The sequence below is a fragment of the Candidatus Binatia bacterium genome (genome assembly GCA_036382395.1).
Lineage (GTDB): Bacteria > Desulfobacterota > Binatia > HRBIN30 > HRBIN30 > JAGDMS01.
Window position 1 is genome coordinate 22891 of the sequence record DASVHW010000288.1, and the last position, 9411, is coordinate 32301.

Annotated in this window: 7 protein-coding genes; 5 read left to right on the forward strand and 2 right to left on the reverse strand. The window is 65.3% G+C overall.

Going from position 1 to position 9411, the window contains the following annotated elements; all coding sequences use genetic code 11:
- Window positions 1–209 precede the first annotated feature (209 nt).
- Both VF515_13595 and VF515_13600 read left to right on the forward strand, forming a co-directional pair.
- The gene (locus tag VF515_13595) at window positions 210–2003 is read left to right on the forward strand and encodes a radical SAM protein (protein HEX7408669.1); all 1794 of its coding nucleotides are present in this window, start codon (window positions 210–212) and stop codon (window positions 2001–2003) included.
- A gap of 10 nt (window positions 2004–2013) precedes the next feature.
- Window positions 2014–2394 carry a holo-ACP synthase gene (locus tag VF515_13600; GenBank protein HEX7408670.1) on the forward strand — a complete coding sequence of 127 codons (381 nt, stop codon included), beginning with the start codon at window positions 2014–2016 and terminating at the stop codon, window positions 2392–2394.
- 11 nt (window positions 2395–2405) lie between these two features.
- On the opposite strand, the gene VF515_13605 is transcribed toward VF515_13600, so the two are convergent.
- Complete coding sequence (locus VF515_13605) at window positions 2406–3437, reverse strand: alcohol dehydrogenase catalytic domain-containing protein (GenBank protein HEX7408671.1); 1032 nt, start codon at window positions 3435–3437, stop codon at window positions 2406–2408.
- 169 nt (window positions 3438–3606) lie between these two features.
- Between VF515_13605 and VF515_13610 the strand changes: the two genes are divergently transcribed.
- The 3 genes from VF515_13610 to VF515_13620 all read left to right on the forward strand — a co-directional run bounded on the left by VF515_13610 (window position 3607) and on the right by VF515_13620 (window position 7617).
- Complete coding sequence (locus VF515_13610) at window positions 3607–4626, forward strand: LLM class F420-dependent oxidoreductase (protein HEX7408672.1); 1020 nt, start codon at window positions 3607–3609, stop codon at window positions 4624–4626.
- A gap of 153 nt (window positions 4627–4779) precedes the next feature.
- Window positions 4780–5301 carry a carboxymuconolactone decarboxylase family protein gene (locus tag VF515_13615; GenBank protein HEX7408673.1) on the forward strand — a complete coding sequence of 174 codons (522 nt, stop codon included), beginning with the start codon at window positions 4780–4782 and terminating at the stop codon, window positions 5299–5301.
- A gap of 15 nt (window positions 5302–5316) precedes the next feature.
- Window positions 5317–7617: a Tex family protein gene (locus tag VF515_13620; GenBank protein HEX7408674.1), complete on the forward strand. Its 2301-nt coding sequence runs from the start codon at window positions 5317–5319 to the stop codon at window positions 7615–7617.
- A gap of 84 nt (window positions 7618–7701) precedes the next feature.
- On the opposite strand, the gene VF515_13625 is transcribed toward VF515_13620, so the two are convergent.
- Window positions 7702–9411, reverse strand: a 1710-nt coding sequence (locus VF515_13625) for an ABC-F family ATP-binding cassette domain-containing protein (GenBank protein HEX7408675.1), incomplete at its 5' end; no start/stop codon positions are given.

Genomic DNA, 9411 nt, shown 5'->3' on the forward strand with positions numbered 1-9411 from the left:
CCGCAGCCGGTCGGCGGCCTGGCGAATAAATTCGCGGCAACGAGAGGCACGAAGCCTGTCCTGAGCGGAGCCGAAGGATCGCCCTGCGGCGACTGGCAGGGGAGCCGACGCCGGTCGGCGTGGGGGCCTTTGTTGCAGCGGTTTCAACCGCCGGCACCTTGCTTGAGCCGCCGGTGTGGGGGCGCTATCCTTCGACATCGGAGATCTGATTGCCGAGCTGGTTCCTCGAAGAGCGTGCCCGCGCCCGCCGGGCGCAAGAGCGCATCCTGTTTCCCAAAAAGCAGGCGGGCGACATTCGCGTCTGCCTCGTTTACCCCAATCGCTACAACGTGGCGATGGGGAACCTCGGCTTCCAGGCGGTGTACGAGATCTTCGATCGCCACCCCGGCGTGGTGTGCGAGCGCGCCTTCTTGCCGGACGAGGACGATGCGTCACTGGTGACCAGCGGCACGTTGCGCAGCCTGGAGTCGAACACCCTCGTCCAGGACTTCGACGTCATCGCCTTCTCCGTTTCATTCGAGATGGATTACTGGCACGTGGCCAGGCTGCTCGACCTCATCGGCTTGCCGCTGACCAGCCGGGAGCGCGAGGGCAAAGGCCCACTGATCATCGCCGGCGGCCCAGCCGTATTTCTCAACCCGGAACCCCTGGCGGAGTTCGTCGATCTCTTCCTCATCGGCGAGGCGGAAGAGATGCTCCCGGAATTCCTGCATCTGCTGTCCGCGCATCTTTCTTCACTCAGGACTCAGCCCCCTTCGACTGAGCTCAGGGCAGGCCCAGGACTCAGGACTGATTTCCTGTGGAACTGCGCCGCCACAGTCACAGGGAGTTATGTTCCGGCGTTGTATGAGCCCGTCCACGACGGATCCGTGCTCGCGGAGCTCAACTACCGCGGTCCGGGAACGGAGCGTGTGGAGCGCCGCCTCATTTGGGATCTGAACAAGTTCGCGACCGCCACCCGCGTGCTCACCGACGAGGCCGTGTTCGGCGATATGATGCTGGTGGAGGCGAGCCGGGGCTGCCAGTGGGGTTGCCGCTTCTGCGCCGCCGGGTACATGTACCGTCCCATCCGCACACGCGGGGTGGAGCAATTGAAGGAATCCGTGCGGGCCGGCTTGGCGCATCGGCAGACGATCGGCTTGGTCGGTGCGGAGATGGCCAGCGTGCCCGGCCTGGACGCCTTGTCGGAAATCGCTGCCGATGCCGGCGGGCGACTGTCGCCGTCCTCACTGAAGGCCGATTGCGTCACGCCGCGGTTGGCCGCCGCCTTGGCGCGCGGGCGTAATCGCAGTGTGACCGTGGCGCCGGAGGCGGGTTCGGAACGCATGCGCCGGGTCATCAACAAGAACCTGTCGGAGCCTGATATTCTCCGTGCCGCCGACTTGCTGGTAGGCGAGGGCGTGCAAGATCTGAAGCTGTATTTCATGGTCGGGCTGCCGACCGAGCACATCGCGGATGTGACCGCCATTGCGGACCTGACTGCCAAGATTCGCGGCCGGCTGTGCGATGCCGAGCGTGCCCGCCGCCGCGTGGCGAATATCACGGTCTCAGTAAACCCGTTCGTGCCCAAACCGTGGACCCCGTTCCAGTGGGAGCCCATGGAGCGCATCTCCAGCCTCAAGCAGAAGTTGGCCCACTTGCGCCACGAGTTGTCGGCTCTTCCCAACGTGCATCTCGACACCGAGTCGCCACGGGAGGCGTACTTTCAGACGCTGCTCTCGCGTGGCGACCGCCGCGTGGGACGCGTCATCCGCGCCATCCATGAAGCCGACGGCGATTGGTGGGCGGTGATCCGCGCGTGGCAGCGCGACGGCATCCCAGGCGTGCCGCATCCGGACGAGTACGTACATCGGCGGTACGGTGATGACGAGCGCCTGCCGTGGGATTTCATCGACCACCGCATCAACAAGTCCTTCCTCTGGGTGGAGCGGCGTAAGGCGCTGGCGGCACGGCAGACGCCGCCGTGCGATACGGCGACATGCATTTCGTGTGGGGCATGTTGAGATCGTCTTCATGATCTTAGGCATCGGCGTTGACATCATCGAAGTCGCCCGCATCCGTGCCGCCATCGAGAACCCGCGCACCGGGGTACGGTTCCAAGCACGCGTGTTTACGGAACAAGAGATTGCCTACTGCGGCCGGCGCCACAACGCGGCCGAAAGTTTCGCGGCGCGCTTTGCGGCAAAGGAAGCGACGATGAAGGCGTTGGGTCGCGGGTTCGGCCAGGGCATTGCCTGGCGGGAGATCGAGGTCACGCGCGGCGATGGCGCACCCGGGGTGCGGCTTTCGGGTGGCGCCCAGGTGTACGCCGAGGCCCTCGGCATACGCCGTATCCACCTGTCACTGAGTCACACGGCCGATCTGGCGATCGCCTACGTCATCGCCGAGTCGTGACTGAACCCAGCTCACGGCCGGATGGCGATCTTGAGTACGCCGTCCTTGCGGCTGCGGAAGAGATCATAGGCTTCCGGTGTCTGAGCCAACTTCATCTGGTGCGTGAACAGCGGCCGGAGATCGACCTTGCCGTAGCGCACCAGGTCCATCATCCGCCGTAACCGATCGCTGCCGCCCGGGCAGAGCGTCGTGACCAGGCGGCGATGCAGGAAGCTGCCGTCGGTAGGGATCGATACCGTTGGGAAGGCGCCGTACACACCCACGCTGGACACCGCGCCCCCGAAACGCGTGACTCTGCAGGCGTTCTCGAGGGTCACCTGATGGCCCAATGCCTCGACGGCCACGTCGACGCCCTTTCCTGCCGTCAGCCGAAGGATTTCGTCAACCGCCCCGGCGGGATCGATGACCACGTCGGCGCCCAGTTTCTTGGATGCGGCGACACGCGACGGCACCGACTCGACCGCGATGATGAAACCGGCGCCGCGGGTGCGTGCGGCCGCGGTGACGCACAGGCCAACCGGCCCCTGGGCAAAAATGGCTACCGTGTCTCCAAACCGTAGCTCGGCATTCTCGATGGCGGCGAAGCCTGTCGACATGATGTCGGTGGCGCACAGCACGGCCTCGTCGTCGATGTCATCCGGAACCTTGGCCATGTTCAGGTCGGCGCTGTTGACAATGTAGTACTCACCTTGGCAACCGAACAGCAGATTGAGGGGAGCGGCGTAGCGTTCGCACACCTGCCGGTTGCCTTCCTGACAGCGCGGACACGTTCCGCAGCCGAAGAGGCAAGATGCGACCACCCGATCCCCCTGTTTGAAGTCCATGACCCCAGGGCCGACATCGACCACTTCGGCAACCGCTTCGTGCCCCATCGGCATTCCCGCTGGGATCGGCAGCTCGTCCACCAGGTGGATGTCGCTGCCGCAGATGGTCGACAGACGCATTTTGAGCAACGCCTGACCTGGGCCGGGGGTCGGCACTGGCATGCGCTGCATTTCCACCTTCTTGGTGTCCACCTTCACACATACGAGATTGTCGGCCATCGGTCGCTCCTCCGCCTCGAGTGGTTGCAGCCAACAGGCTGTGCGCCCCCAGCTATCAACAAACGGTTCCTCTGGCCAGGGGCGCGTGCACGCCGGCGTGGTGGGCTGACAGCGGCTTTACTGTCGGCCCGTCTGTGCGTAGGGTACCCGCAGCAAAGGAGTCAACGCGGTGAGTCAACTCAAACTGGGCTTGCAACTGGGATACTGGGGCGCGCGGCCGCCGGAGAATCTGATCGGAACGGCGCAGGAGGCGGAGCGCCTCGGGTTCGACGCAATCTTCACGGCCGAAGCCTGGGGTTCGGATGCCTTTACGCCACTTGCCTGGATCGGCGCGCATACCTCCAAGATTCGCCTCGGCACCGCGATCGTGCAGCTCTCGGCCCGTACCCCCACGGCCACCGCGATGGCGGCGTTGACCCTTGATCACCTCTCCGGCGGACGCATGATTCTCGGCCTTGGCGTCTCCGGACCGCAGGTCGTCGAAGGCTGGTACGGCCAGCCGTTCTCCCAACCCCTGGCGCGTACGCGCGAGTACATCGACATCATCCGCCAGGCGCTGCGCCGCGCGGCGCCGGTGACCAGCGCCGGCCCGCATTATCCGCTTCCCTACAAAGGCCCGGGGGCATGGGGGCTCGGCAAACCCTTGAGGCCGATTACCCACCCCTTGCGCGCCGACCTGCCCATCTGGCTCGGCGCCGAGGGACCGAAAAACGTCGCCTTGGCCGCCGAAGTGTGCGACGGATGGTTGCCGCTCTACTACTCGCCGTACCGGCCTGAGGTGTACGCCGACCAGCTCAAACATGCCAAGCCTGGCTTCGAGATTGCGCCGATGGTGTTCGTCAGCATCAGCAACGACGTCGAAACCGCGCTGCTGCCCGTGAAAGGCATGCTCGGCTTCTACATCGGCGGCATGGGTGCGAAGAGGCGGAACTTCCACAAGGAGCTGATGTCGCGCATGGGCTACGCGGCGGAGGCCGAGAAAATCCAGCAGCTCTTTTTTGAAGGCAAGCGCGACGAGGCCATTGCGGCCGTGCCGGATCAGTTCGCCGATGAAATCGCCCTGGTGGGCCCGGTCGAACGCATCCGCGATCGCCTCAAAGCCTGGGAGCAGACGCCCGCGACGATGTTGCTCATCATGTCGCACGATCTGTCGCTCGTGCGGTCAGTGGCGGAAATCGTTCTGGGATAGGCGCAGGCGCGACGGTAGAGATTTCGAGCGTGCCGCATCGCTGTTTCTCGATCCACGCACCCGATCGGCCAAGGAGGACAAGTGAGCGACTCCAAGCACACGTGCCGGGTAGAGCTTCTCTCGCCCGACCAAACCGCAAAGATCGCCGCGGAAATGGGTGTTCCGCCGCAGCTGGCCGACCTGAACATCTTCCGCGCGCTGCTGCACCGGCCTCGGGTGGCCAAGGCAATCCACGAGCTCCTCTACTCGCAGTTTTTCGGGGGAGCGCTCGACGGGCGCTGGCGCGAGCTCGTCATCATGCGCATCGGCTGGGTGACCGGCTCCAACTATGAATGGACCCAGCACTGGACGGTTGCCCAAGTGCTCTTTGGCTGCAGCTCGGATGACCTGCTGGCGGTACGCGACTGGCGAAGCTCGAAGCGCTTCGGCGAGGCGGATCGGGCGGTGCTCGCGGCCACCGACGAAACCCTCGAGTCGGGCACCCTTTCGGCGGAGACCTGGGCGCTCTGCCTCGAACACTTGGGCAGCGCCGACGCGTGCGTGGAGCTGGTCACGGCGATCGCGACCTGGCGCCTCATATCGCAGATTGCTCGCAGCCTGGAGATCCCCCTCGAGGATGGGGTCGCTTCTTGGCCTCCCGACGGGGTCGCTTCGCCGGCGATGCGCCGAGACTAATTGTCGGCCTCGATCATGAAGAGCATCAGCCAACGTATCGCCGAAGAACTTGTAGTCGCCGAACACCAAGTTGCCGCTACCATACGGCTGCTCGGCGAGGGGGCCACGGTGCCGTTCATCGCTCGCTACCGCAAAGAGGTTACCGGCGGGCTCGACGACACGCAGCTGCGTACGCTGGAGAAACGCCTCGGCTACCTGCGCGAGCTGGAAGAGCGCCGCGCCACCATCCTCAAGAGCATCGGGGAGCAGGGCAAGCTCACGCCGGAATTGCAGCAAGCCATCCTCGAAGCGGATACACAGACGCGCCTCGAGGATCTCTATCTGCCGTACAAGCTCAAGCGGCGCACCAAAGGGCAAATCGCCCGCGAAGCCGGCCTGGAGCCACTGGCGCAGCAGCTGCTGGCCGACCCGAGGCTCGTGCCCGAGGCGGTCGCGTCGGGTTTCCTTGACGCCGACAGGGGTGTTCCGGACGTCAAGGCGGCGCTGGAGGGTGCGCGCTACATCTTGATGGAGCAGTTTGCTGAGAATGCCGAGCTGGTCGGCCGCTTACGCGACTACCTGTGGGAGCACGGCCTGCTGGGGTCGAAGGTGGTTGAGGGCAAGGAGCAAGAGGGGGCCAAGTTTGCCGACTACTTCGACGCCGCAGAGCCCATGAAGAACGTTCCCTCGCACCGCGCCTTGGCGATGTTGCGAGGCAGCAGTGAGGGAGTCCTCAATCTCCGCCTCGAGTTGGATGAGGACAAGGCCCTCGATCGTGGGGACCTGGGTGCGTGCGAGCGCACGATCGCCGCACAGACCGGCATCCGCGACCAAGGCCGGCCGGCGGATGCGTGGCTGAAAGATACCGTGCGCTGGACCTGGAAGGTCAAACTGCAGACCCATCTCACCATCGACCTCCTCGGACGCATGCGTGAACGGGCGGAAGAGGAAGCCATCAAAGTATTCGCCAACAACCTGCGTGATCTGCTGCTCGCCGCACCGGCGGGGCTGCGCACAACCATCGGGCTCGACCCCGGCCTGCGCACCGGCGTGAAGGTGTGCGTGGTCGATCGCACCGGCAAGCTGCTCGATACCACGACCATCTACCCGCACGCCCCGCGCAATCAGTGGGATGAATCGATTGCCACCCTGGCCACGCTGGCGCAGCGGCACCAGGTCGATCTGATCAGCATCGGCAACGGCACCGCTTCGCGCGAGACCGATCGGTTGGCAGCCGACCTGATCAAGCAGCATCCGGAGCTGCCTCTGACGAAGGTGATGGTGAGCGAGGCCGGCGCCTCGGTGTACTCCGCTTCCGAACTGGCCGCCCACGAGTTTCCGAGCCTCGACGTGTCACTGCGCGGCGCGGTGTCCATTGCCCGCCGCTTGCAGGACCCACTGGCCGAGCTGGTGAAAATTGATCCCAAGTCGATCGGGGTTGGCCAGTACCAGCACGACGTCAGCCAAACCCAGCTGGCGCGCACGCTCGACGCGGTCGTGGAGGATTGCGTCAACGCCGTGGGCGTCGATGTGAACACCGCGTCGGCCCCCTTGCTGGCTCGGGTGTCGGGTGTGGGTGCGGGCCTTGCCGGCAGCATCGTTACGTACCGCGATCAGCACGGCGCGTTTGGCAGCCGGACGCAGCTGCGGGAGGTGCCGCGACTGGGTCCCAAAGCCTTCGAACAAGCGGCTGGCTTCCTGCGCATCATGAACGGCGACAACCCGCTTGATGCGTCAGCCGTTCACCCGGAGGCGTATCCGGTCGTAGAGCGGATCATCTCGAAGACAGGGCGGAGCATCAAACAACTGATCGGGGACAGCACCTTCCTGCGAGCCCTTGCCCCGCAGCCGTTCACCGACGACATCTTTGGCGAGCCCACGGTGCGCGACATCCTCGCCGAGTTGGAGAAGCCGGGACGCGATCCGCGCCCCGGCTTCAAGACGGCGGTGTTCAAGGAGGGTGTTGAGACACTGGCGGATCTTCAGCCCGACATGATGCTCGAAGGTGTGGTGACCAACGTGACCAACTTCGGTGCTTTCGTCGACATTGGCGTGCACCAAGACGGCCTGGTGCACATCTCGGCGATGGCCGACCAGTTCGTCCGTGATCCGCGCACGGTAGTCAAAGCCGGCGACGTGGTGAAGGTTAAGGTGATGAGCGTCGACCTCGCCCGCAAACGCATCGCGCTCACCATGCGCCTGCGCGATAGCATCCAAGATCAACCCAGCCGCACACCCGCGCCCAAACCCGCCGACAAGCCGCGCACCAAGCCCGGTCGGTCCTCCGAGCCACTCAACAGCATGGCGGCGGCACTGGCGAAATTGCGGGCGCACTGAGCGAACGCACCGCCTGTGGGGAACCCCGGGCCAGTTCGTTCGGGGGATGGTTCCCCCTCGGTTACGGCTCTACGACGCGAGTGCTCATGGCTGCGTTTGCTTCTCTTCCAGCTCCGCCCAGCGCGCGTATAGGCGATCGACATGCTCCTGGGCTGCGCGCAGCTCCGTATAGCGTTGCTGCACGACCGCCGCGTTGGCCGCGATGGACGGATCGTGGGCGGCGGTGCGACAGGCTTCGAGCGCTTGCTCAGCGGCCAGAATCACCGCCTCTATCTGCGCCCACTCGCGTTGCTCGGTGTACGTGAGCCGCTTGACGCCGCTCGGCGCGGGCTTGGCCGGCGCACCTGCCGCCGCGGCAACCTTCTCCGCCGCTGGCGCTTGCGCGCGCTGCGCCTCCTCCCATTGCTGGTAGTCGGCGAACACTTGCGCCCCGCCGCTTCCATCGAGCGCCAATACGACGGTGGACACGCGGTCGAACAGAAAACGGTCGTGGGTCACCAGCACGACGGCGCCGGGGAAATCGAGCAGGCTTTCTTCAAGGACCTCGAGCGTCGGGATGTCGAGGTCGTTCGTCGGTTCGTCGAGAATCAGCACGTCCGCCGGACGCAACATGAGCTGCGCAATCGAGACGCGCGCCCGCTCGCCGCCGGAGAGCCGGGCCACGGGCATGTCGAGTTGCTCCGCCGGGAAGAGGAACCGCTTCGCCCAGGTGGCCACGTGGAGCGGACGGTCACAATACACGATCTGATCGCCGTGCGGCGCGAGAGCACGCCGCAGCGTGAGGCTGCCATCGATCTGCTCGCGGTGCTGATCGAGATACACCATGCGGAGCCCATCGGCGCGCTCGATAGTGCCGCCGTCGGCGGCCACGTCACCGGTCAACATGCGCAGGAGCGTCGTCTTGCCGCTGCCGTTGGGGCCCAGGATGCCCAGACGCATGCCGGGCGACAACGTCAGGCTGAGCCCCTCGATGAGGGGCCGAGTGCCGAAGCGCTTGGCGATCTGCTCGGCGACCAGTAGCCGCTTGGTCCTGCGGTCGGAGGCGTTGAACTCGATGCGCACCGCTCCTGTTGTCACCCGACGCGTGACCGCCGCCAGCTCATCCTGCAACAGCGCCGCGCCTTGTATCCGCGCCCCCGATTTCCGCGTGCGTGCCTTCGGGCCGTGTTTCAACCACTCGACTTCGCGCCGCACCCGATTCGCCAGGGTCTCTTGATACTTCTCCTGCCCCCGCAGCGCCTCGTCCTTCTTCTCCAGGAAGTCGCTGTAGTTTCCGCGCGTATCGAAGACGCCAGTGGCATAGCAGCGGTTCAGCTCGATGATGCGGTTGGCGAGGTTCTCGAGGAAGTACCGATCATGGCTGACGACCAGGAACGCCAGGGCTTCCGAGCGCAGCAGCTTTTCCAGCCACAGGATGCCCTCGAGGTCCAGATGATTGGTGGGCTCGTCCATCAACAGCAGGTCGGGAGCGCGCACCAAGGCACAGGCGATGGCCAACCGCTTCGTCCAGCCGCCCGACAGTGTCGCCACACGCTGCTGCGCGTCGGGAAAGCCAACCTTGGCGAGCGTGACGCTTACCCGCGTGTGCCGGTCGTCCGTATCGAGGACATCATCATGGAGCGCGGCGGTGACGATGTCTTCGATGCGCTGATCGGGTGGAAAACTCGCGTCCTGCGGCACGTAGCCGAGTCGCAGCAGCCTGCGCACCGATCGCGTCCCGCTGTCGGGTGTCTCGATCCCGGCGAGGATTCTCAGCAGCGTCGACTTGCCACCACCGTTCGGGCCGACGAGGCC

Excerpts from the sequence above, each read along its gene's own strand:
- VF515_13600 (HEX7408670.1), top strand. The coding sequence starts at position 2,014 with ATGATCTTAGGCATCGGCGTTGACATCATCGAAGTCGCCCGCATCCGT.
- VF515_13605 (HEX7408671.1), bottom strand. The coding sequence starts at position 3,437 with ATGGCCGACAATCTCGTATGTGTGAAGGTGGACACCAAGAAGGTGGAA.
- VF515_13615 (HEX7408673.1), top strand. The coding sequence starts at position 4,780 with ATGGGTGTTCCGCCGCAGCTGGCCGACCTGAACATCTTCCGCGCGCTG.
- VF515_13620 (HEX7408674.1), top strand. The coding sequence starts at position 5,317 with ATGAAGAGCATCAGCCAACGTATCGCCGAAGAACTTGTAGTCGCCGAA.